The 22,810-nt window shown below is 68.4% G+C and carries 14 protein-coding genes; 6 read left to right on the top strand and 8 right to left on the bottom strand.

The window, feature by feature from the left end; genetic code table 11:
- Positions 1–128 precede the first annotated feature (128 nt).
- The 7 genes from ACFY5D_RS16120 to amiA all read right to left on the bottom strand — a co-directional run bounded on the left by ACFY5D_RS16120 (position 129) and on the right by amiA (position 8,220).
- Positions 129–1,835 (bottom strand): ABC transporter ATP-binding protein, encoded by a 1,707-nt coding sequence (locus ACFY5D_RS16120; RefSeq protein WP_387531974.1) that lies wholly within the window; start codon positions 1,833–1,835, stop codon positions 129–131.
- Positions 1,832–3,604 (bottom strand): ABC transporter ATP-binding protein/permease, encoded by a 1,773-nt coding sequence (locus tag ACFY5D_RS16115; protein WP_387531972.1) that lies wholly within the window; start codon positions 3,602–3,604, stop codon positions 1,832–1,834. Before ACFY5D_RS16115 ends, ACFY5D_RS16120 begins: the two co-directional genes overlap by 4 nt.
- Entirely contained in the window at positions 3,591–4,874 is a 1,284-nt protein-coding gene (locus ACFY5D_RS16110; protein ID WP_387531970.1) for a hypothetical protein, read from the bottom strand. Before ACFY5D_RS16110 ends, ACFY5D_RS16115 begins: the two co-directional genes overlap by 14 nt.
- Before the next feature lie 5 nt (positions 4,875–4,879).
- Positions 4,880–6,268 (bottom strand): YcaO-like family protein, encoded by a 1,389-nt coding sequence (locus ACFY5D_RS16105; protein WP_387531967.1) that lies wholly within the window; start codon positions 6,266–6,268, stop codon positions 4,880–4,882.
- The gene (locus ACFY5D_RS16100) at positions 6,265–7,296 is read right to left on the bottom strand and encodes a CocE/NonD family hydrolase (protein WP_387531964.1); all 1,032 of its coding nucleotides are present in this window, start codon (positions 7,294–7,296) and stop codon (positions 6,265–6,267) included. The genes ACFY5D_RS16105 and ACFY5D_RS16100 overlap by 4 nt, the downstream gene beginning before the upstream one ends.
- Entirely contained in the window at positions 7,293–8,033 is a 741-nt protein-coding gene (locus ACFY5D_RS16095) for a hypothetical protein (RefSeq protein ID WP_387531961.1), read from the bottom strand. The genes ACFY5D_RS16100 and ACFY5D_RS16095 overlap by 4 nt, the downstream gene beginning before the upstream one ends.
- Before the next feature lie 85 nt (positions 8,034–8,118).
- Positions 8,119–8,220 carry a streptamidine family RiPP gene (gene amiA / locus ACFY5D_RS16090; protein ID WP_387531958.1) on the bottom strand — a complete coding sequence of 34 codons (102 nt, stop codon included), beginning with the start codon at positions 8,218–8,220 and terminating at the stop codon, positions 8,119–8,121.
- Positions 8,221–8,320: 100 nt separating this feature from the next.
- Here amiA and ACFY5D_RS16085 point away from each other — a divergent pair, with 100 nt between their 5' ends.
- The 3 genes from ACFY5D_RS16085 to ACFY5D_RS16075 all read left to right on the top strand — a co-directional run bounded on the left by ACFY5D_RS16085 (position 8,321) and on the right by ACFY5D_RS16075 (position 13,428).
- Positions 8,321–9,553 (top strand): hypothetical protein, encoded by a 1,233-nt coding sequence (locus ACFY5D_RS16085; RefSeq protein ID WP_387531955.1) that lies wholly within the window; start codon positions 8,321–8,323, stop codon positions 9,551–9,553.
- Positions 9,550–11,397, top strand: a complete 1,848-nt coding sequence (locus tag ACFY5D_RS16080) for a prolyl oligopeptidase family serine peptidase (protein WP_387531952.1) — start codon at positions 9,550–9,552, stop codon at positions 11,395–11,397. Before ACFY5D_RS16085 ends, ACFY5D_RS16080 begins: the two co-directional genes overlap by 4 nt.
- A 363-nt stretch (positions 11,398–11,760) precedes the next feature.
- Positions 11,761–13,428 carry a DUF885 domain-containing protein gene (locus ACFY5D_RS16075; protein WP_387531949.1) on the top strand — a complete coding sequence of 556 codons (1,668 nt, stop codon included), beginning with the start codon at positions 11,761–11,763 and terminating at the stop codon, positions 13,426–13,428.
- Between the two features lie 627 nt (positions 13,429–14,055).
- On the opposite strand, the gene ACFY5D_RS16070 is transcribed toward ACFY5D_RS16075, so the two are convergent.
- The gene (locus tag ACFY5D_RS16070; protein WP_387531946.1) at positions 14,056–16,626 is read right to left on the bottom strand and encodes a LuxR C-terminal-related transcriptional regulator; all 2,571 of its coding nucleotides are present in this window, start codon (positions 16,624–16,626) and stop codon (positions 14,056–14,058) included.
- 322 nt (positions 16,627–16,948) lie between these two features.
- On the opposite strand from ACFY5D_RS16070, the gene ACFY5D_RS16065 reads away from it, so the two are divergent.
- From ACFY5D_RS16065 to ACFY5D_RS16055, 3 genes are all read left to right on the top strand, one after another.
- Positions 16,949–18,355 carry a dicarboxylate/amino acid:cation symporter gene (locus tag ACFY5D_RS16065; RefSeq protein WP_387531943.1) on the top strand — a complete coding sequence of 469 codons (1,407 nt, stop codon included), beginning with the start codon at positions 16,949–16,951 and terminating at the stop codon, positions 18,353–18,355.
- Between the two features lie 210 nt (positions 18,356–18,565).
- Positions 18,566–19,216, top strand: a complete 651-nt coding sequence (locus ACFY5D_RS16060; RefSeq protein ID WP_387531940.1) for a TetR family transcriptional regulator — start codon at positions 18,566–18,568, stop codon at positions 19,214–19,216.
- A complete protein-coding gene (locus ACFY5D_RS16055; RefSeq protein ID WP_387531937.1) occupies positions 19,146–22,763 on the top strand; it encodes an MMPL family transporter in 3,618 nt (1,205 codons plus the stop codon). The genes ACFY5D_RS16060 and ACFY5D_RS16055 overlap by 71 nt, the downstream gene beginning before the upstream one ends.
- The last annotated feature ends 47 nt before the right edge of the window (positions 22,764–22,810 follow it).

The following is a 22,810-nucleotide window of genomic DNA, read 5'->3' as shown; positions in this document are numbered from 1 at the left end:
GTATCCGGAAGGGATCAGGAAGGCCGGGTCTTGCGCCTTGCCGGCGCGCCGGAAATACGTGCAAACGGCAGGGCCGGAGCCGGGGTCTCTGCCGGTGTTTCGCCCCGGATCCCTCCCGGGACGGCGGGCTATGCCGGCTGGGCCAAGGGTGCTGAGTGCAGGTCGGCGAGGCTGACCCTGCGGTCGCAGCGGACCAGCGTGGACTCCCGGTGCGAGATCGTGATGACGGTGGTGTCACCGGCCAGCGCGGACACGGCATCGAGCAGGATCGCTTCGGTGGCGGCGTCCAGCGACGCGGTGGTCTCGTCCATGACCAGCACACGGGGCCGCAGCAGCAGGGCCCGGCCCAAGGCAATGCGGGCGCGCTCTCCCCCGGACACGCTGGCGCCCGCCTCGCCGATCATGGTGTGCACCCCGTCGGGCCAGCGCCCGGTGTCCAGCCGAAGCCCCGCGCGGCCCAATGCGTCCAGGGCCTGCTCCGCGGTGGCCCCGGGGACCGCCAGGCGCATGTTCTCCAGCAGCGTCCCGTGGAAGATCGTGGCGTCCTGCTCCACCAGGGTGACCAGCGAGCGGAAATCGTGCGGGTCCACGGACGCCACGTCCACGGGCCCGCCGGTGCGCGGAACCAGCTCGATCGTGCCGGTGTCCGGTGCCCAGAGGCGCACCAGCAGCCGCGCCAACGTGGTCTTTCCCGACCCGGACCGACCCGAGATGCCCAGGTGTTCCCCCGGCGCCACGGACAGCCAGCAGCGTTCCAGCGCCGTGGCTCCGTCCCCGTAGGAGAACCCGGCTCCGCTGACATGGAGCCCCAGCGGACCCACCGCGGCAAAGGGGTGACCCGAAACCGACGCCGGAGATTCGTCGGGCATGGAAATCCCCTCCAGCACCCGGGCCGCGCTGGCGCGGTGAGGCTGCAATTGGGTGAGCACCGCGACCGCCTCCATCAACGGGGAAAGCAGCGTGAGCGTCCCGGCGACCACCGCCGGGATCCACAGCCGGTCCAGCCCCGGCTGGTTCCAGGCCGCCAGGAACACCGCGACCAGGATGCCCAGCGAACACAATTCGCGCACGCTTGCCGCCGCGGCCTCCCGTGCCTTGAGCCGTCGCTCGGCCCGGGCCACGGTGCGGGTTGCCGAGGCGAGCTGGCGCTGCACCTGCCCCTGCAGCCCGAAGCCCAGGATCTCCCGGGCGCCGGAAAGCAGGTCCACGGCCAGGGCCGACTGGTCGGACTTGGCCCGTTGCACGGCTTCACCCAGGCGTGCGTTGGCGCGCAGCCAGGGAAGCGTCAGCAGCACCAGGAGGGCAAAACCCGTCAGCAGGGCGGCGGCCAGCGTGCCGCCGATCCGGTACAGCGCCGCGGTGCCTCCAAGGAGCAGCACCGCGGCGCCGGCCAGCTGGGTCAGCGTGTGGGCGTAGAAGAACTCGAGTTTCTCCGTCTCCCCCATGGCGGTGGCAGCCAGCCGGCCGGTATGCCGGCCCGGCGTGCGCGATGGCACCCCGCGGGAAAACCCGTCGAAGAGTGCCATGCGCAACGCCGCGAGCACCCGGTAGGCGATGGAGTGCGAGAGGTCCATCTCGTGCCACGTCAGGACCGCGCGCAGCAGCACGGCCGCGGCCCCGGCGATCCACCACCCGGGTGCAGCCAGCTCGCCCTCGACCAGGGCGAGGGTCACCGCGTAGGACCCGGCCACGGCCAGGAAGACCAGGGCCAGGTTGTTGGCCAGGCCCACCACCCCGGTCCAGAAAAGGGCCATTCGGTGTGCGGCCAAGTGTGGAACAAGCCCCCACAGGGGATCGGCCCGGCGCCCGGCGGCGTCGGTGTGCTGGGTGCTCATAATGCCTCCGGGGATGCGGACGGGATGGTTTCGCGCTGGTTGTCCTGGCGCAGGGCGCCGTCGTGCAGTGTGCCGTCACGCAGGTACAGCACCGTGTCGGCGGCGTCCAGCGCTTCTGCGCGGTGGGCGATCATCACCACGATGCGGTTCCGGGCCTCGGCCCGCAGGGATTCCATGAGCTCGATCGCCAACTCCGGGTTCAGCGCCGAGGTGGGTTCGTCCAGGAGCAACACCGGGCGGTCGGCCAGGATGGCGCGGGCGACGGCCAGGCGCTGAAGCTGGCCGCCGGAGAACGAGTGCCCGGCTTCGGAGACCACGGTGTCCAGGCCGAGTGACCACGAATCCAGCTCGCGCGCCAGCCCGGCCCGCGCCAGCGCGCCGCGCATGCAAGCGTCGTCGGCACCGGGCCGCACGGCCGCGAGGTTCGCCCGGATGGTGCCGGGGAACAGGTAGCTGTGTTGGGACACCACGCTGACGTCCCCGGGTTGCAGCGGCCGCCCGTCCAGCAGGCAGTGGCCGTCGGCGGGCAGGAAGCCCAGCAGGATGTCGAAGAGCGTGCTTTTCCCGGTGCCCGAGGGCCCGGCCACGGCGGTGATGCCGCCGCGGCGAATGCGGGCCGCGGCATGGTGCAGCACCCAGGGCGACCCGGGTCCGTAGCGGAAGGACAGGTTTTCCAGGGCCAGGGTGTGGCCGGCCGGTGGCCGGCCGCCGGTTTCGCCGGCCGAGTCATCGGCGGAGTCCGCGAGGTCGGCACCGGCGGAGGCCAGTTCGGGGCGGGCAGGGAACCCTGGCATTTCGCCGTCGGCACCGATCGCCGCATCGATGCTGCCCAGTGCGGAGATGCCCAGGTAGCCGGCATGCCACTGGCGGGCCAGGTCGCGGATCGGCCGGAAGATTTCAGAGGCCAGGATGAGCGTGAAAAAGACCAGCGTCGGCTCCCCGCCGAGTCCCCCGGGCAGGACGCCGAGCACATCCATGGCTGTCAGTGCCGCGGCGGCCAGCAACCCGGCCTGGATCCCGAGGTCCGCCAGCGCAGTGTCGGCCAGCGAGACCCGCATGGTTGCCACGGTGGCCTTGTGCAACGCGTCGGAGCGTGTCTGCAGCCGGGTGCGGAAGCGCGGGACCGCATCGAGGATCTTCAGCGTCCGCATGCCCTGAAGCGCTTCGAGGAAGTCGGCGCCCAGGGCCTCGTAGGAGTCCCAGTGCGTGGCTCCGCGCCGGGCCAGGAGCCTGCCCCACAGCCGAGGTGCTCCCACGGACACTGCCACGGCGGCCAGCAGCGCCGCCGCGAGCACCGGGTTCAGCACGGCCACCCCGGCGAGCAGGATCGGGCACAGAACCTGCAGCTGCAGTGCATGGGGAATGTAGGCGGTGACGTAGGGTTCCACGCCGTCGGCCCCCTCGCTCAGGGCAAGCCTGCGGGCCCCGCCGCGTTCGGAATTGTCACGCAACCGCTCCGGGCGCAGCAGGGCCGAGGCCAGTGTGGCACGCAATTCCAGGCGCACCGCGGTCCCCAGCGTGCTGGCCAGCCTGGCCTGCACCTGTTGCAATGCCGCGCGGGCCAGGCCACAGCCGAGCACGGCCAGCAGGTTTCCGGTCACCTGCGCAGCGGAGCGTGTCTGGCCCGGCAGCAGCCCGGCCAGCGCGTTGGCCAGGAACCAGGCCTGCACCCAGTAGCTGGCGGTGCAGAGGCACACGACAACAGTGAGTGCGTTGAGGGTTCGGCCGTGGCCGCGGGTCAGGGCCATCAGGCGCCTATTGACCAACATGGGTGTTTCCTTCCGATCTGGGTGCCCGGAATCCGAGCGCGTGCAGCGTGGTGGACCCGCCGTGGGTCCCGGTCCAGCCGGCCACGGGCCGGAAGCTGGTTTCCGGGGATGCGGCCAGGGCGGAGTAGAGCAGGTGGGCGGCGGCGCCGGATGCCCACCACATGGCCGCTTCATCCGGGTCGGAGCGGGTGCGAAAGAGCAGCATCCCGTCCAGTGATTCGATCCATTCCTGTCCCGCGCAGTGCCGGTGCAGCTGCCTGCCGCGGATGGCCTCCCGGTCAAGGAACAGGACCTCGCACCCGGCCGGCGCGGGCAGCGGAAAGGTCTCCAGCAGCTCCAGCAGCTCCGGTGCGGGTGCGGGGTGCGTCTGGTGATCCGGGTGATCCGCGGCGGCAACCGGTCCGCCGATCGGCAGGCTGCGCCGGCGCTGCAGTACTTCCGCCCCGGGTGCGGTGCCCGGCGTCAGGTCCAGCGGCTCCTCGGGGTACCGTAGTCCCGGCCGGGCTGCCCACCGCTCCACGGCCGCCAGCGTGCGCGGTTGCCGTTGCGGTTCCGGCAGCGCCCGGCCCGCGGGTCCCGCGGCACCAAGCCACTGGGCCAGTTCGGGCAGTTCGTCACCGGCGCCCACCGCCAGAGCGGCCAAGGCCAGTTCCGCTCCGGTGTCCGGCCAATGCCGCTGCCACCGCGCGTAGTCGTGCAGCCTGGCTGCGGCGGCCAGGGTGGCCGGGTCCGCGGTGAGCCACCTGCTCGCCAGCCCCCGGGAGGCCGCATGGCGGGCCGTGCCCAGCAGGGCGTAGGCGGTGTCCGCCAGCAGCAGCGGCAGGGCCCTGTGGTGGTATTTCGCCGCTGTGCGTTGGGGCAGCACGGTGAAAACGACGATGGCGCCGGCCGTGGCGGGCGCGGATCCGGTGCGACGGTGCCAGGTGGATCCGGCGGGGTCGTACGCGTGGATTCCCGGTGGCAGGTCGCAGCCGGTGCCGCAGAGCAGATGCACCTGCACCGGGTAGCAGGCCCCGGCCGACGGAATGGCCCGTTGCGGGATGCTGCCCGGCTCCCCGGTGGAGGGGTTCTCATGGAAGCCGCGGGTTAGCCAGAGCGTGTCGAGCACAGCGGCGATCGGCACCGGAGCCCCGGACCGCGCGCGGCTCCCGGATGCGGTCGGGCCCCAGGTGTTGTGCCGGGGCCCGGGGTATGTCATGGCACCGGGGACGTTCTCGGACCAGGCCGCGGCGAAGTCCCCGCACGGGGTCGGACGGCTATCGGGTGTCATGGTTCCTACATGTGGGGTGGCGGGGCGAGGGTGAAATCCTCCGGGCCGTGTGGTGCGGTATCCCGCCAGCCTCGGGCCACCGCGGCCTCTGCGACGCGCGGACAACCCAGGTAGGCGAAGGCCGCCGGGGCGTTGGGGACCAGTCCGCCGACGACGACCCGCACCACGCTCAGCCCGGTCAGGGCAACGTCGTCGGTGGTCAGCTCGCGGGTGTAGATCTCGTGCCCGGCGTCGGCCAGACGCCGGTGGACTTCTTCCATGGGCACCGCGGCCACCTCGTCGATTCCCGCCAGCCCGCCGGCCGGTGCCCTGAAGCGGTCGGCCAGGGCGTGCATCCCCGGATCGAGCCACACCTGCACATGCGCGCCCAGGTCCCGGACGGCTTCGAAGTGCTCGCCCGCGTCCTGCAGGTAGCGGCGGTCTTCCCGATGCTCCAGGTACAGGCCCCGTGCCATGAGCCCGGCCTCGACGGCCTGGAAGACCCAGCCCTCCGCTTCGGTGGCACCCTGGGTGTAGATCCAGGTGTGGACCGCCTCGAGCACCGCCTTGCGTGCGGCATCGGCCGGATCGTTCTTGCAGGAGAATCCGGCGGCGTAGAGCCCGGTGTCGGGATCGAAGACCAGCGCGGCCATGGCCGGGGCGAACTCGCTGGGCATTTCAACAACCCAGTATTTCAGGCGGCAGCCTTCCATGGCTTCGTCCAGCCCGGGGATCGACTCGGTGCGAATCCCTCGGGTGGGGCCGTCGAGGTGCCACCACAGTTCCAGGGCGTCGCGTTCCACGGTTTCCAGCAGTGCCCGGTCCCGCGCATCTGCGAATCCCTGGCCTGTGGCGATCCCCGCGTAGTTCAGGTGGTGGATCCGCAGCAGGTGGGCGAATCGCCTTTGGCGCCAGTTCAGGTAGACCAGGCTCGCGGGCAGCCAGACCTCTTCCCCGTCGCCCTGCCGGCGGCAGGCGGTCCAAAGGGTTTCGGTGCCGGCATCCAGATCGCGGTAGGGGAAGCCGGGGCGCGCCAGTTGCCAGGGGGCAAAGCGGGGCAGCTGGTCCAGCGGCACCACGCGGTACCCGGCGGCCTCAGCCTGCCGGGCGCTGCCGATGAAATGTTCGGCATCGGGGACCTCAGCCGGGAGGAAGTTGCCGCAATAGCGTTCCATACCCTCGGCCACGGCCGCGATCCAGGCCTGTCGTTCGTCGCCGAAGGTGGTTCCCAACGACACCCTGTCCGCGGGCCAGTCCCCCAGCCAGCGGGCGTCGGAGACCTCGGCCGTCATGGACGTGTAGGCGGGCGGGGCGTGTTCGGGCGTGAGCACCGAGCGGACTCGACGGATGATCCCGGTGTGTTCATCCACCAGGGTGTGCAGCGGCAGCAGGCCAAGGTGTTCGGCGGTAGTCATAGGGATCCTTCGCATTCTGGTGGGGCCGGCGGGGTGGCCGCGGCGCGCGGCCGCGTGGGGTCGGCAGGCTCCCAGGAATGGGTGCCGTTGAGGTTTTCGGTGAATTCCCGGGCGAACGGGCGCCGACGGGCGTCGGCAAGGAATTCCTGGATCTGCGCCATGAGGCCGCCGTGGCGGCGCAGCGTGGCCGCGGTGCCGTGGTCCAGGTCGGCGGCCAGCCGGTGGCCCCACGGGCCGGTGAGGAAACCGGTGTTTCCCGCGGCCCAGGCGTCGGCCAGCTCCAGCGCCTCGCGGGCAAAGAAGTCCCGGTGCCCGGAAACAACCAGAAGCGGCGCCTTGCAGCTTCCGTAGCGGGCACCAAGGTCCAGCTTCGGCGCCGTCCACAGCCGCTCCCATTGGCCGGGGGCGTGCTCACCGTAGATGCCCGCGGGCATTGCACTGTGCACCCCGCGTGTTTTCGCTTCCTGGCACCGCCGTTCAAGTTCGGCGATGGCCAGCGGTTGGCGTGATTCGGCAGTGAATCCGTGCATGTGCCACCATCCGATCCGGTCGCGCAGGCGTGCGGTGCCATCGGGGTTGCGGGCAGTCTCAAAGAGCCCGAGGGCGGGGACCATGGCGATCACCGCCGCGGCCTGCACCCGGTGCGCTTCGAATTCGAGGCATCGGGCGGCTTCCAATGCGCAGTGCGCATCGTAGGAGGCCCCGGCCAGGATCAGCGCACCATTCAGCAGGTTCTCGCGTTCCAGGAATCGGGCGGTTTCAGCTCCGTCCGGGCCCTCGGAAGCGTAGGGCAGCCACGTGCCGGTGGAACCGTAGCGGCCGCGCACGTCCTGGACGAGCACGTCATGTCCTTGCGCCTGCCAGGCTTCGGCCTGGGCCCGGTATTCGCGGCGGTCGTACGGCGTGCGGACCAACACGATTCCCCGGCCGTTGTTCTGGCCGGAACGATAATGGTCGCCTGCAAGCACTGTGCCGTCACGCAGCGGTGTGCTCAGGGATGTTGGGACGACCCATGCTCCGGCGTTCACCGCGTTGGACCGGGCCGTTTTGCCGGTTCGGCAAATCCGAGGACCGGATGTTCACTGCTGCACAACGTCCGGGTGTCCAGACGCCAGAGGGTGCGCCGCAGCTTCGGGAGTTCCCGGGTGTCATGCTGCCAAGCCGCGGCCACGGCACGGACCCGGACCGCAAGGAATTGAGCGGCCAGGAGCGGCAACCCATCCAGGGTGGCGTCGGCTGGTCGGGCCGCATTGAGCCAGCCGTCCAGTTCCACCGAGGCGACGGAGGCTGCCAGCCGGCGGCGTATCACCTGGGAACCCGTCGGATCGGAGGGACACAGCGCGAGTGGATCCGCAAAGAGGATCTCCCCCTCGCGGTAGCAGCGCAGCACAGCAGTTCCGGTTGCCGGCAGCGCGTCCAATTCGATTCGCTCCGCCCGGGTCGTTGCGACCTGAACAACCAATCCATGCGACTGCTCCGGGATCTCGGGTTTGGTGACGTGCTGGACATCGAGTCCTGTCAACGCCGAGGCGATGGGCTCCCATCCGACATCCGGGGCAAGCAGGGCAAGAGAATCCCGCCCGGGTCGCGGCTGCATTCCTTGGGCTGATCGTGCTTCAAGCTGTTCCTTGATTTGGCTGCGAAGCGCGTCCGTCACGGGTGCCGGAGCACCGGTGGGCGTTTGAACCCGTAGGAATGTGCCATCGGAGGAACGCACCGTGGCGCGTCCGCTGAGCTCGAAGACGTCGATTGTCGGGCTACTCATGGGTCCTTTCAAGATTCCTGGCTCGGTGGGGGCACGCCCCTGCGGGGGTGGATGCCAGGCATCCACCCCCGCAGCGGAAACGCAATTAGTCGAACGGGTTCTCGACGAGTGCGTTCGAGTGGGTGGCCGACAGGTGGGCCAACTGCTCGGCCTCTTCAACTTCAGCCAGTACCACGGTGTTTTCCATGGGGGTTCCTTTCGTAGGTGTTATTTGCGTTGCCGTTCTGGCAACAACTAGAGACTATGCTTAATGAGAATCATTATCAAACACGCGTAATGGAGGCGTCATGAAACAGGAAGTACTCGTTGTGGCCGATCAGCGGGCCGGAGCCATCGGCTTCATCGATCCCGCGTTCCAAACGGTGGCCGGCTGGATTCCCGGCATGGTTCTGGCGGAACACGCCGGGATCCTGCCCCTGGGCAACGGCAGATGCGCCTGGGTCGACGATGCCGGCGGTTCACTGATCGTCATGGATCCCTTTGCCGCCACGCATCCCGATCCCACGACGGCGATCGAACACCGCATCTCCGTTGCCATCCCAGGCGAACACATTGCCTGCGACCCTTCGGGCCGGTTCGTTGCCGTCAGCACGGGACTCGGGCAATCATGGGAACCGTGGAGCGACCTGCTCAGCGTGGTGGACCTGCAGGCACCGGGAACGCCGCGCTCCCGGAGGATCCGCACGCGCGCCGGCGAGCCGGGAGTCGTGGTCGCCGCCACCCCGGACGGCCCCCGGGTGGTGGTGCGGCACCGCGAGCCAGGAGCCATCGAATCGGTTTCGGTGGACGCAATCCTCACCGAGGGCGCCCATTGCCCGCAGCTGCGCGGCGAGAGCGTCGAAACGGTTGGCGGCGCTGGCCACGGCGACGCCTACGACCCGGCGACGGGCACCATGTTCGTGGCCACCGAGCGCGGCCTCGAGTGCTTCGACGTGCGCGGACCGGCGCCCATCCCCCTGCCGACGCGTCCCTGGGAGGCGCCGGGTCGCGCCTACTTCCTGCGTTTTTGCCCTCGGCGGCGCCTGCTGGTGGCCGTGCTGCGCGAAGGCGGCGAGCACGCGCGCCGGTGGGACACCTGGCGCAATACTCTTTGGGTCCATGACATCGACGCCAACACCTCGCGCACGACGCCGCTTGGCGACGGGATGATCTTCCGCTTTGCCCTGACCCGCGCCTCCATCGCCGTGGCCCGGATCCACCCCGCCGGGGACGACCTGCGCACATACGACGCCAAAACCCTGAAAGAGCGCGGGCGCTGGGTCCTGCCGCCCATGGACAAGGCGCCGCGTCCCGGCGTCGAACCGTGGGACGACGCGGACCGCCGGGCCGTCGCAGGCTCACCCTGTGGCGAATGGGTCGCCGTGACGCGGGGCGGGCACGGCGAGGTGCACCTGGTCGACGCCGGTACGCCCGGGTCGGCACTCCACACCGTGAACGTTCCCACGCCGCTGCACGACGGCGGCCACCTCGGATGGCTCAACCTCGCCGACTCCGGCCCCGGGGACACGGTGGGCCGGTGAACCGGACCACCGGCGCGCAAAGGAATGGGGGCGCGGACGAGGCTTCGCTGGGGCTCGGGCAAAAGCCCCCGCTCTACGAGTACTTCCGGGCCCAAGTGCGGCAGTGGGATTCCACGGCCAGGCAGGGCATGCCCCAGGTCGCCGACGGCACCGCGGTCTTCACTTGGCGGGATTCCGAGGGCGATTTCCCCGCTCTGTATTCGGTTCCCGACCAATGGCTGCGCCGGGCCCTTTCCCCGTGCAATGCGCCTCCACCCCCGCCGCCGGCGGGCTCCGCGCTGCCGGTGCCCCCGAACCAGGTGGTGCGTGGATTCGCCCTCGATCCCTCCGGCACGAGGGTCGCCGCACTGCTCGGTCCGGCGGACACCGAGCTGGCCGGGCTTTGGCTGCTCTCAGCCGGTGCCGCACCGCTGCCGTTGCCGGGTCCTCGGTCCTGGCATGCAGCCCCGGTGTGGTCGCCGGACGGCGGGAGCCTATGGGTGCTTTCCGGCAAGCCTCCAGAGCAAGCCGTTTGGCGCTGCGAGTTTGGCGGGAGCGGCGCCGCTGCGCCGCCCGAGCCGTTGCCCTTTCCCGGGGATCTTGGAACGCCCGCGGCCGGGGCTCGGTTGCGACTGGGCATCAGGGACGGCGCGCTGCTGCTCACGGTGCGCACACCGGGGGCCGGATCCCGCTGCTGGATCCACCGCGAGGGCACCTGGAACCCTGCCACGACCGCGGACCCCAACCTCGATCCCGACCGCGGCCTCGAGCAGATCGCGGGACACAAGATCCTGGCCCGGGCGGGTTGCCCGCAGGGAGACGTGCTGGCCGTCGAGTCGCCCGCCGGCACCACGCTCACGCGGAACGGGGCAACACTGTGGCGGCTGGAGCCGGCCGAGCAACTCACTGCATTGTCGGTGAGCACCCATCCGGACGGTGACGCCCTGTGGATCCAGAGCGCTTCCCCGGAGCTGCCGTCTGGAGTCACCTGCCTCGAGCTGCCGAAAGCATCCGGGACAACCACATCACGGCCACCAGGCAAGGATGCAGGTGCCTTCGTGCACCTGCGATTGGCGATTCCGGCCCGGGACGGCGTGATGGTTCCAGTGATCGTCTCGGCTCGCACCGGGGACCTGGCCGGGCAGTTGCCCCGTTCCCCACGGCCGTTGCTGCTCTCCTGCTACGGAGGGTTCGGGGTCGTGCATCGCACCGAGCCCGAACCCAGCGTGGCGGCTTGGATTGCCGCCGGCGGAATCCATGTTGCGGCACAGGTGCGCGGGGGCGGGGAACTTGGCCCGCAATGGCACGAAGCCGGGCGCGGGACCAACAAGTTGCGCGCCATCCACGACCTGATCGACGTGGCCCGTTACCTGGCGGAACAGGGTTGGACACGCGTCGGGGACCTCGCAACCGTGGGCGCCTCCCACGGAGGCCTGGTTGTTTGCGCCGCCGCCTTGCTGGACCCCGGCGCCTTCGGTCGCGTGATAGCCGTGGCCCCGTTGCTCGACACCGTGGAACTACGGCGGCACGGGCTGGGGACCCAATGGCTCCACGAGTTCGGGGCCGACGGGGAAACCACCGGGCAGCAGCGGGCAGCATATTCGCCTCTGCACCTCCTGGCTGCCCTGGATTCGGCCGGCCATCTTCCTCCAATCCTGTGTTGCTTGGTCGGGAACGACGAACGGGTGGACAACTCCGCGGCGGTCGAATTCGCCTACGGGATCCGCCGCCAAGGCGGCCGGGCCTGGCTGCATCGGGAACACGGCGGTGGACATGCGCAGCGTGCCGCCGGCAGCCTGCTGGACTTCTCCGCCACGGTGCTCTCCTTCGCGGCAGGCCGGCAGCACGGGATGCCGCCGGGTTAGGCCGCGCCCGTTGGCCTGCGGCCCCCCGAAAACACGCCCATCTCCACCTTCTCCTTCCGGCGCCCGTTGGCGGTGATGCGTAGCTTGACCACCCTTCCGTCCCCGTGCGAATGGTTGCGCGGGGACGGAACCCTGGCAGCCCTGAGGGAGGCACTGCCACGGACCCTGACTTGTCACAGTTCCCCTCTCCCTGGACTCGGAACGCATCGATCTCACCGGCGGCCGCACCTGCGCATGCACCAGCCATCACAACTTCGGCAGCGACATCCCTCCGCCGACCGCGCTGGTTCACCGTCGCAAAACGGCCGAAATTATTCGGCCGGAATCTTCAACAACAGCTTCACAAGCGCATAGGCTGGTTCTATGACCAACACCACAGCCACGCGCACATCCAGCGCGATCGACACGGTAGCCACCGACTACTTCAAGAAGCTCCTCGAACTCTCCCCCGAATTCGCCACGTCGCTTGGCCTGCCGGGCAGCGAATCCGCGTACTCCGACTACTCCCCCGCCGGAACCGCCGCCCAGGTCCAGGCCGCACGCGCCGCATTGGACGCGCTCGAATCGCTGCAGCCCGCGGACAGCGTTGATGAGATCACCCTCGATGCCATGCGCGAGCGCCTCGGCCTGGAAATCGAGATCGCCGACACCCACCGCACCGAGCTGAACAACATCGCTTCCCCCGCCCAGGACATCCGCGCCATCTTCGACCTGATGCCGCAGGAAAGCGCCAAGGACTTCGCGTTCATCGCCGAACGCATGCACAACCTGCCGGCTGCCATGGAGGGCTACATCGCCTCGCTGCGCGACTCGGCCTCCCGCGGGCTGGTCTCCTCGACCCGCCAGGTCAAGATCGTCACCACGCAGGCCCGCGACTACGCCAGGGACGGCGGCTTCTTCGACACGCTGGCCGAGGCCGGCAGCAAGGTCTCACCGGAGCTCGGCGAGCGCCTGGCCTCGGGAGCGCAGCGGGCCAACGCCGCCTACCTCAACCTGGCCGATGTGCTGGAAAACGAGCTGCTGCCGCAGGCACCCGAAAAGGACGCCGTCGGTCGGGAGTACTACTCGCTGATGTCCCGCCGTTTCCTGGGTGCCACGGTGGACCTCGAGGAAACGTACGCCTGGGGCGTGCAGGAACTGGCGAACATCATCGCCGAACAGGAGCGCGTGGCCAAGCTGGTCTCCCCGGGGGCCTCCATCGCGGAGGCCAAGGCGATCCTCAACGAGGATCCGGCACGCCAGCTCAACGGAACCGACGCGTTGCAGGCCTGGATGCAGGAAAAGTCGGATGCCGCCATCCGCGCCCTCGCCGGCACGCACTTTGACATCCCCGCACCCATGGACCAGATCCAGTGCATGATCGCCCCCACCCAGGAAGGCGGCATCTACTACACCGGTCCGTCCGAGGACTTCTCGCGCCCCGGCCGCATGTGGTGGTCGGTACCCGTCGGCGAGGACAAGTTCACCACGTGGTCCGAGCTGACCACCGTTTACCATGAGGGCGTGCCGGGCCACCACCTGCAGGTCGCCACCGCGGTGCTGGCCCGCGAGACGCTCAACGACTGGCGCCGCCACGCCTGCTGGGTCTCCGGACACGGCGAAGGCTGGGCACTGTACGCCGAACGCCTCATGTTCGATCTCGGCTTCCTCTCCGACCCGGGAGACTACATGGGTATGCTCGATGCCCAGCGCATGCGTGCCGCCCGCGTGGTCTTCGACATCGGCGTGCACCTGGAGCTGGAAATCCCCGAGGCCTGGGGCAGCGGAATCTGGGACTCGGAAATCGGCTTTGCGTTCCTGGAAAAGAACCTGGACATCTCGGCAGGTCAGCTTCAGTTCGAGTTCACCCGATACCTCGGCTGGCCCGGACAGGCACCCTCGTACAAGGTCGGACAGCGCCTGTGGGAACAGATTCGCGACGAGCGTTCAGCACGCGCGGGCGACGACTTCGACCTGAAGGCGTTCCACTCCCAGGCGCTGAACGTCGGCTCGGTGGGTCTTGACACATTGCGCCGCGCGCTGCTGGGCTAAACCCCTCCCGACGGATTGGGCCCGTTTTCTCCCTTCGATCGAGAAGGAGGAAAGCGGGCCTTCCCGCGTTCGACCCGGCCCGGTGGGACGTCGACGGCTGCCCGGCACGGAAATCGCGCACGGCGGCTGACCACCGCGCGGCGCTGCCGAAATGTGCCCTTGACATCACAAGGAACGTCACCGAGAAACGGAAGCCCGGTTCCCGCGGTGGCTCCACTCCCCGAATCATCACCGGCGTGACCGACTCCACCTTTTCTCACCTTGTAGGACAATTGGGGTGCCAATCTTGGAAAACGCTCGGTGAATACCGTTCAGTGATTCGAAATGAGTGCGTTTGAGGGTGAACGGCAGGGTGAATAATCGGTCAATCGATTATGGGGCAACGGATCTCTTGAGATAGTTGTTTCTATCACTGCGAAATAGCCTGAGGTGACCACGGCTCGGAAACTCGAGAAACTCCACTTCAGGTAGTAAAGCGAAAGCCGTTTGGGGAAACGATCGCGGAGGTGCGCTAGTGCAAGCTTGGGGGCTGCACCGGCATTTGGGGAAAGATTCCGGGTTGGTACATGGTGGAATCGACTCCCCGCAAAGGACTGGACGTCCAGGGCAGGCCGCAATTAGTTGGCGCTATCCCCCGTCGTGTGGAACCTGCGAAACAAGAAGTCCTTGGGCCCGCGCCATGTCAATGGCGGCCGCGCGTTCCGAGACACCGAGCTTGCGATACACGCTCCGCAACTGGCTCTTGACGGTATTGACCGAAACAAACTGGCGCTCCGCGATTTCGGCGACGCTTGCCGTGGAGACCAGCTCGCCCAGCACCGCCCGCTCCCGTTCGCTCAGGACCACACGGCCCAGACCGCAGGGGATGCTCGAGACGGCGTTGTCATCGACAACAAGGCGCACGTTCATGCTTCGTGCATGGCTGAGCACCCGTTCAAGATCCGGTGCCGGCAACAGATTCAACGCGATCCCCAGCCCAAACTCGTCACTCAGTGCTGCGACAAGACGCATGGCTCCGCCGATGGCCGGTCGGTTGTTTTGCTGCAGGGTTGCCGCCAAGACCAAGACCGCCTGCTCAAAGCGCGGACGCGGCGAGACCGGAATCCCCACGGTCGCACACAGTCGCAACACCTCGGCCGCGTCCCCTTCGGCCAAACGGACGCGCGCCTGCAGCAACCGCTTCGCCACCGGATTGGTGGATTTCAACGTCACCCGATGCGCCCCACTGGCGTCGCCGGTCGCCAGGTTCAAGAGGCTGGAAGCGTCAATCAGCATCTGCCGCCCAACTTTCTGGGCGACAGGCTGCTCACGTTCTCGCACCAAGTAGTTCTGCATACGAACGAGGGAGGCCGTCGTTTCGCCGTTGACGATCGCGAGCACCGATTCCGCCAACCGGATTGCCGGCCAGAATTCGTTGCCTTCCTGGTCGATTTGCAGAAGTGCCAGCCACCGTTCGGCCTCGTCAAAACGCTGTTCTTCCAGGGCGCAGAGGAACGAGGTGAGCCTAAAGGGCGTGGCAAAGTAGGCGCTGGTCGCCGGGTTGGACCAGTGCTCCGGCCGCGATTCCAGCAGCTGCGCCTTGGCCATGTGGATGTCACCCCTCAGCGCATGCAGATAGGCGCGCAACGTGCCGGCGTACATGTCGCTTTCACCGCGATCGTGCCGGTGGTCCGCGGCGACCCCGAGTTCCACGACTTCCAAGGCTTCCTGGTGCAGCAGGCTGCTGTGGAATGCCAGCACGAATTGAACCAAAATCGCGCCCTCGAAGGGGCCGATTTCGTCCCGCTCGCTCGGCGCCATTTCCCGATACAACGAGACCCCAGCCCGGGCCGCGCGAGCCGCACGCTCGCCGAATCCGCTCAGCCGCATGGCCACCGATTCGATCATGATCATGACCAGCCGGTCCGCAGCGGGTCCCTTCCTGGCGACGGTATGGGCACCGGTCGCGGCCAAGGCCAACAGCTCAAGTGTCTTGAACTTGAACTTCCCCGTGGCGCTATAGGCAACGGCCAGGCAGACCGAGAGCATCGGGTACTTGGCCAATACCGTCATCGGCAGCTTGTCGAGCAGCAGGGATCCGCGTTTTCCCAGGTCCCCGTCAAAGTATTCATCGGCGCGCAGCCGAAGGATATCCGAAGCCAGCTTGTAGTCGGCGGCTTCCAGCGCGTGGCGCAGGGCCCGGAAGGACGATCCGTTGGCCAGCTCAAGTCGCGCACAGCGTTCATGCAGATCACGGAACCGCTCGGGTTGCGGGGCCAGGTACTTGTCTTGCAGGACCCTGCGAAAAATGGGATTGATTCGATGTTCCCGCTCGGGGTTTCGCGACGATCGATAGACAAGTCCCCGCGATTCCAGATCGCCGAGCCACTGTGGCTGCGCCGCGGGAAAAAGCTGGGGCGGGATGGATTCGTCCACGAATGACGGCACCGACAACGCAGCAAAGAACTCCAGCTGCTCCGGTTCCAGGTGCTCGTTTTCGATCAGTAACAACACGTCGCGGCGGACCGCGGCCTGGACGGCATCCACAATGGCGCGCGCCTCCGGATCGAATCTGCCACGATCGGAGCCCAAGGACGCTTCAAGGCTGCTGCGCGGGGCCGGCGGGAATGTGCCGCCGAACGACCGGGGCATGTCGATGGTCTCCGCCCGAAGTTTCGCCAGCCGAAGCAGCGAAGCGGAGCCACAGGATTCCTCGGTCAATTCCAGCGCGAAGTCGGCCAACAGCGTCCCCGCGAGGTATAGCTTGGTTTCCTCGGCGGTGAATGCGAATTCATGCGGGGGGATCACGGAGATGTCCACGGGAGCCAAGGTCCTGCGGCGTTCGATCGCCAGGAATTCGTGCGTGATGATGATCAGGCGCCGGCCTGGATGCTGCTCGGCGTTTTCCTCCAGCATGGCCGACAGCGCCGAATCGTGCTTCGCGGCAAACGCATCAAGCACCAACAAATGGGAGTCTGGATTTGCAGCCTGTTCGAATTTCCGGCGGATATGCGCGAGACGCAGTTCGGCCACGCTGTCGCCTGCGAGAAGGTTCGATGCCGCAGGGCCCGCTTCCCCGTCGACGGTTTCGAGTGCAAGCTGTTCATCGAGCTTGGGAAGGTTGATCCAGCTCCAGGTCTCCGCCATCCGGTCCTGGCGCTTCAACCAGTCGCGAACCGCAGTGGTCTTGCCCGCGCCCCGAGGTCCCCTGGCAATCACGATCGACGAACCCACCGCTCGTTCGAGCAGGATATCGAGTCGACTGCGAACGACCGCGCTGTCTGTGCGACCCCAACCCATATGTATCCCACCCCGGCCCTTGCGAATGTCGGACGAGCCGCACCTACCCCCCAAACCACTTCGTCACAAGGCAAAACAAGTGGTTCACCAACCAAGCGGTTGGAAAGTAAAGCTTAACACCGCGACTTTGAATTGTGTAACAAATCACAAAAGAAGTGCAATGTTCGGGAACAAATCCCCGCTTCGTAACATTTCTCAATGCTGGCTTTCTTTGGTAATTTGCACCGCCTACCTTCTAAAGGTGACTACATCAACTTCCACGCCGAAGCGCCGCCTGCCCTCCTGGGCCACCGCATTCGGCCCGCAAATCATCATCGCCCTGATCCTGGGCCTCGGCCTCGGCCTGCTGGCCAAGTACACCGGCCACACCGAGGAAACCCCTACCGGCCTGGGTGCCACCCTGGCCGTCATCGGCTCCAGCTACGTCTCGCTGCTGAAGTCCGCGGTCATTCCGCTGGTCTTCTTCGCAGTGGTGGCATCGATCGCCAACCTCTCCAAGGTCACCAATGCGGCACGCCTGGCTTGGCAGACGATCCTGTGGTTCGGCATCACCTCGCTGGTCTCCGTGATCATCGGCATCGTGCTGGGTCTGGTCTTGCGTCCGGGCGACGGCACCGGTCAGGCCGCACCGGCCGAATACACCGGGCGCACCGGCGACTGGTGGGCGTTCCTGATCGGGCTCATCCCGTCCAACTTCCTTGGCCTTGGCGCCACCTCGAAGATTTCCGAGGCCGGCACCGTGACCACCGCGCTGAACTTCAACGTGCTGCAGGTGCTTGTCATCGCGATCACCGTGGGCGTCGCCGCGCTTAAGGTCGGCGACGCCGCCCGCCCGTTCCTCGAGTTCTCCACCGCAACCCTCGCGGTCATCCAGAAGATCCTCTGGTGGATCATCCGCCTCGCGCCGCTGGGCACCATCGGCCTGATCGGCAACGCCGTTGCCACCTACGGCTGGGACACCATCGGCGCCCTGGGCAAGTTCTCCGTGGCGATCTACATCGGCCTGGCCCTGGTGCTGTTCGCCTTCTACCCGGTGCTGGTCCGGGCGCACGGCCTGAGCGTCAAGCAGTACTTCTCCGGCGTCTGGCCGGCCGTGCAGCTGGCCTTCGTCTCGCGCTCCTCGATCGGCACCCTGCCGCTGACCCAGCGCGTGACCGAACGCAACCTGGGCGTGCCCTCCGGCTACGCATCCTTCGCAGTCCCGCTGGGCGCCACCACCAAGATGGACGGCTGCGCCGCGATCTACCCGGCGATCTCCGCGATCTTCGTCGCCCAGTTCTTCGGCATCGACCTGGGACTGACCGACTACCTGCTGATCGCACTGGTTTCGGTGCTCGGCTCGGCCGCAACCGCCGGCACCACCGGCGCCGTGGTCATGCTGACCCTGACGCTGTCCACCGTCGGCCTGCCGCTGGCCGGCGTCGGCCTGATCCTCGCCGTCGACCCGATCCTGGACATGGGCCGCACCGCGGTGAACGTCGCCGGCCAGGCCCTGGTTCCGACGATCGTCGCCAAGCGCGAGGGAATCCTGGACGAGGAGCTGTACAACGCACCGCGCCACGGCGATCCGTTCAACGACGAGTTCGCCTCCGATTCCAAGGTCGAGTCCGCACAGGACATCGCCCCCGAAAAGGTGCCGGTCGGCTAACAAGCCCCCGGATGTAGTCGCTTCACGGCGGGCCGCATTCGATCGCTACCGTTCCCCGCAGGGAGCGGACGGCGATCGGGTGCGGCCTTCGTCTTTTAAGGGCGCTCCGGCCGGCGCCACAGCACCCCGTGCACCGGCGCTGGAAACTGTCTCCGCCCGGCCAACTCCCACAAATTGCACAGCATGCAAGTTTGCACGTAGTGTAGAAATGTGAGCTCCCCAGAGACAAGTGCGCCCTCGAGGCGCGAACTGAACAAGACGGCCACCCGCGACGCGATCGTCCACGCAGCATTTGAACGGTTGAACGACGGCGGGTTCGCCGCGCTGACCGCCGAATCGGTGGCCGAGGCCGCCGGGGTGTCGCGCCGGACCTTCTTCAACTACTTCCCGTCGCTCGAGGCCGCGCTCAACGAGCCGACCAGGCAGCTGCTGGACCGGGCAGTCGCCGCCCTCGACGGCATGGACGAGGACGTGGAACTGCTCGAAGCCGCGGTGGTGTCCATCGAGTCCCTGGTGGAACCGGCCTACCTGGAACCCGTTGCAACGCTCTACCTGCATGCCGCGGCGCACCCGCAGATGGGGCGCATGCAGCTTGAGGCGTGGAACACCTGCGCCGAGCAGCTCACCCAGATCATCACCGCCCGGGCCCCGCAGGGCACGGAGCTGGCCGCCATGGTCCTGGCGCACTCGATCGTCGGGGCCGGCAAGGCAGCCTTCGCCCAGTGGTCGCGGAACCTCAACGGACCGCTCGACGCGCAAAGCACGCAATTGCTGCGCGCCACCCTGGCCGATGCCATCTCCCAGTTGCGCGACGGCTTCCCCTCGCTGCAGCAACGCGCCGCCCACCCCCGAAAGGCCTAAGCATATGGCTTCCTTCCTCTACCGACTCGGCGCCCTGGCGTATCGCCGGCGCTGGGCCGTGCTCGGCATCTGGGCCGTCATCCTGCTGCTCATCGGCGTCGGTGCCGGGGCCTTCATGGGCAAGCTCTCCAACACGTTCTCCATCCCCGGGACCGAAACCCAGCGGACGCTGGACCGGCTCAAGGTCGAGATGCCGGAACTTGCCGGCGGCACCGGGTCGATCGTCTTCCGCACGCAGGACGGCACGGCCCTGACCCAGGCGCAGCACCGCGCCATCGCCGATTCCCTCGGCGACCTGGCCGGCCAGTCGGAGGTCACCGAGGTCCGGCAGCCGTTTGAGCTGCAGAAACAGCTCGACGACGCCCAGCCCCAGCTCGACGAGGGCCGGGCCAAGCTCGATGACGCCGCCAGGCAGCTGGAGCAGGGCAGGAAGCAGCTGGCCGACGGCAAGGCGGCCCTGGAGAAGGGCCAGGACGAGCTGGATTCGGGCATGGTGCAGCTCGGCGAGGCCAAGGCGAAGATCGCCGACGGCCGCAGGCAACTGGCCGCCGGGCAGGCCAAGATCGATTCCGCACGCACCGAGTTGAACGCCGGCGAGGCGCAGCTGAAGGACGGAAAGGCCCAACTGGCCGCCGGGCAAAGGCAGTGGGACGCGGGCAACCGCGAGTACCGGGCCGGCGCCGCAAAGATCGCCGACGGCCGGACGGAAATCGCCAAGGCGCAGGCGAAGATCGACGCCGGCAGGAAGGACCTGGCCGCCGGGCAAAAGAAGCACGACGCGGGCATGTCGCAGATCCTCGGCGGCAAGTCGCGCGCCGCCGTGGAGAAGGAACTCGCCCAGGGCAAGGCCGCCGCCGAGCAGGGAATCACCGAGGCAGAGGCCGGGATCAAGCAGCTCGATGCCGGCATCGCACAGACCCAGACGGGCCTTGCCCAGGCGCAAGCCGGGCTGGCGGCACTGGAACAGATCCCCGAAGCCGACCGCACCGCCGAACAAAACACCCAGATCGCCACGCTGCAGGGCCAGATCGCCGGAATGAACACCGCCCTGAACGGCGTTGCCGGCGACCCCAGCCAGCCGGGCATGATCGCCCAGCGCGCCGCCGCCGTTGCCGGCAAGCAGCAGGCCGAAGCCGGCCTGGCACAGATCGCGAAGGGCACCGATGGCCTCAAGGCCCTCGACGCAGCCCAAAAGAAGATCGACTCCGGCAACAAGGACCTGGCCGCGGGCCAGAAGACGCTCGACGGCAAGAAGGCCGAACTCGAGGCGGGCGCCGCCAAGCTGCCCGCCGCCAAGAAGAAGCTCGACGCCGGGGCCAAGGAACTCGCCGCCAACCGGGCCAAGCTGGATGCCGCGGCGGCCCAGGTAACCGACGGACAGGCGAAACTGCGTGCCGGCCAGGCGGAAATCGACGCCAACGCCGCCACGCTCGCCGCCGGCCAGAAGGCCATCGACGAGAACCAGTCGAAGCTCGTCGCCGGGCAGAAGACCCTCGACGAGAAGGCCGCGCAGATCCCGGAGGCCGAGGCCAAGCTGGAGCGGGGCGCCAAGGACCTGGCCACCGGCGAGGCGGAACTCGCCTTCGCCGCACGCCAGGCCGGCGCCTCCGAGGGCATGCGCTTCATCTCCCTGGACGGGTCCACCGCCGTGGCGCACGTGGGCTTCAAGGGCCAGACCGACTCGCTGACCACCGCGCAGCGCGCGGACATCAAGTCGATCGCCGCGGGCCCGGAGGCCGCGGGCGTCGAGGTGCTCTTCTCCAAGGAGATCCTGCAGGACCTCTCCTCGCTCTTCGGCGCCGCGGAGGTCATCGGCCTGGCCGTGGCCGCCGCCGTGCTGCTGATCATGCTCGGCACCCTGGTGGCCGCCGGGCTGCCGCTGCTGATGGCCGTGCTCGGCGTCGGGGCGGGCGTGGGTGGAACCCTGGCGCTGTCCTCCGCCATCGAAATGGCCTCCATCACCCCGGCCCTGGCGCTCATGCTGGGCCTGGCGGTGGGCATCGACTACTCGCTTTTCATCGTGCACCGGCACCGCCGGCAGCTGCTCGAGGGCGTCCCGGTGGGCGAATCGATCGCCCGGGCCACGGGCACCAGCGGCAACGCCGTGGTGTTCGCCGGCCTGACCGTGGTCATCGCGCTCTCCGCACTCGCCGTGCCGGGCCTGCCGTTCCTGGCCATCCTCGGCTTCTCCGCCGCGTTCACCGTGGCGATGGCCGTGATGATCGCCATCACGCTGACCCCGGCGCTGCTCGGCTTCATCGGCACCAGGCTGGTCTCCAAGCGCGCCTGGGCACGCAACGAGGCCGCGGGACGCGAACAGGCGGCCCCGAAGAACGACGCGGGCAACCGCGGCTGGGGCGCCATCGTCACCCGCAGGCCGTGGATCGCGACGATCGCGTCCATCGCGGTCCTGGCGATCGTGGCGCTGCCGGCGCTGCAGCTGCGCACGGCCCTGCCCGACGGCAGCGCCGAACCTGTGGATTCGGCCGCCTACAAGGCGTATGAGCAGATGAGCGACGCCTTCGGCGCGGGCTACAACGGCCCGCTGCTGGTCCTCGCGGACCTGCCGGCCGGGCTGGACGAGCGCGGGGCGGCGACCGCCAACCTGGACGTCGCGGACGAGCTGCGCAAGATCCCCGGCGTCGTGGCCGCGATCCCCGTGCAGACCAACGAGGCGCAGACCCTCGGCGCCATCCAGGTCATCCCGGTCGCCGGCCCCTCCAGCGCCGAGACCGAGGCGCTGGTGCACACGCTGCGCGATTCCGCGGGCGCCATCAAGGAGGCCACGGGCTCGCAGATCGCGGTGACCGGGCAGGTCGCCGCGCAGGTCGACGTCTCCGAGAAGCTCGCCGAGGCGCTGCCGCTGTACATCGGCATCGTCGTGGGCCTCTCGCTGATCCTGCTGCTGCTGGTCTTCCGCTCCGTCGTGGTGCCGCTGCTGGCCACCGCCGGGTTCCTGCTCTCCCTGGTCGCCGCGTTCGGCGCGACGGTCGCCGTGTACCAGTTCGGCTGGCTGGGCGACCTGTTCGACGTCAACGTGCCCGGCCCGATCATGAGTTTCCTCCCGATCCTGCTCACCGGCATCCTCTTCGGGCTGGCCATGGACTACCAGGTGTTCCTGGTTGCCGGCATGCGCGAGTCCTACGCGCACGGGCAGACGGCCCGCGCCGCGGTGCGCTCCGGCTTCGCCCACTCGGCACCCGTGGTCACCGCCGCGGCGCTGATCATGACCTCGGTCTTCGCCGGGTTCGTGTTCTCGCACCTGACGATGATCCGGGCGATCGGCTTCTCGCTGGCCATCGGCGTGCTCTTCGACGCGTTCATCGTCCGCATGACGCTGACCCCGGCGATCATGCACCTGCTGGGCCGGCACGCCTGGTACATCCCGCGCTGGCTGGACCGCATCCTGCCGGACGTCGACGTGGAGGGTTCGAAGATCGCCGCGCTCGCGGAGGCGGACGCCGCCCCGCTGCAGGACGGCGCCGACGGGGACGGCTACCCGCAGGATCCCCAGGGACCCGCGACCCGGGATACGGTGGATGCATGAGCGAGATGACGAGCAACACCGCCGACCTGTCGGAAGAGGCAACGGTT

It is taken from the genome of Paeniglutamicibacter sp. NPDC012692 (assembly GCF_042901625.1).
In the GTDB taxonomy this organism is placed as follows: domain Bacteria; phylum Actinomycetota; class Actinomycetes; order Actinomycetales; family Micrococcaceae; genus Paeniglutamicibacter.
Note: the sequence above shows the minus strand (reverse complement) of the source record. Positions and strands in the feature narration are given on the sequence as shown.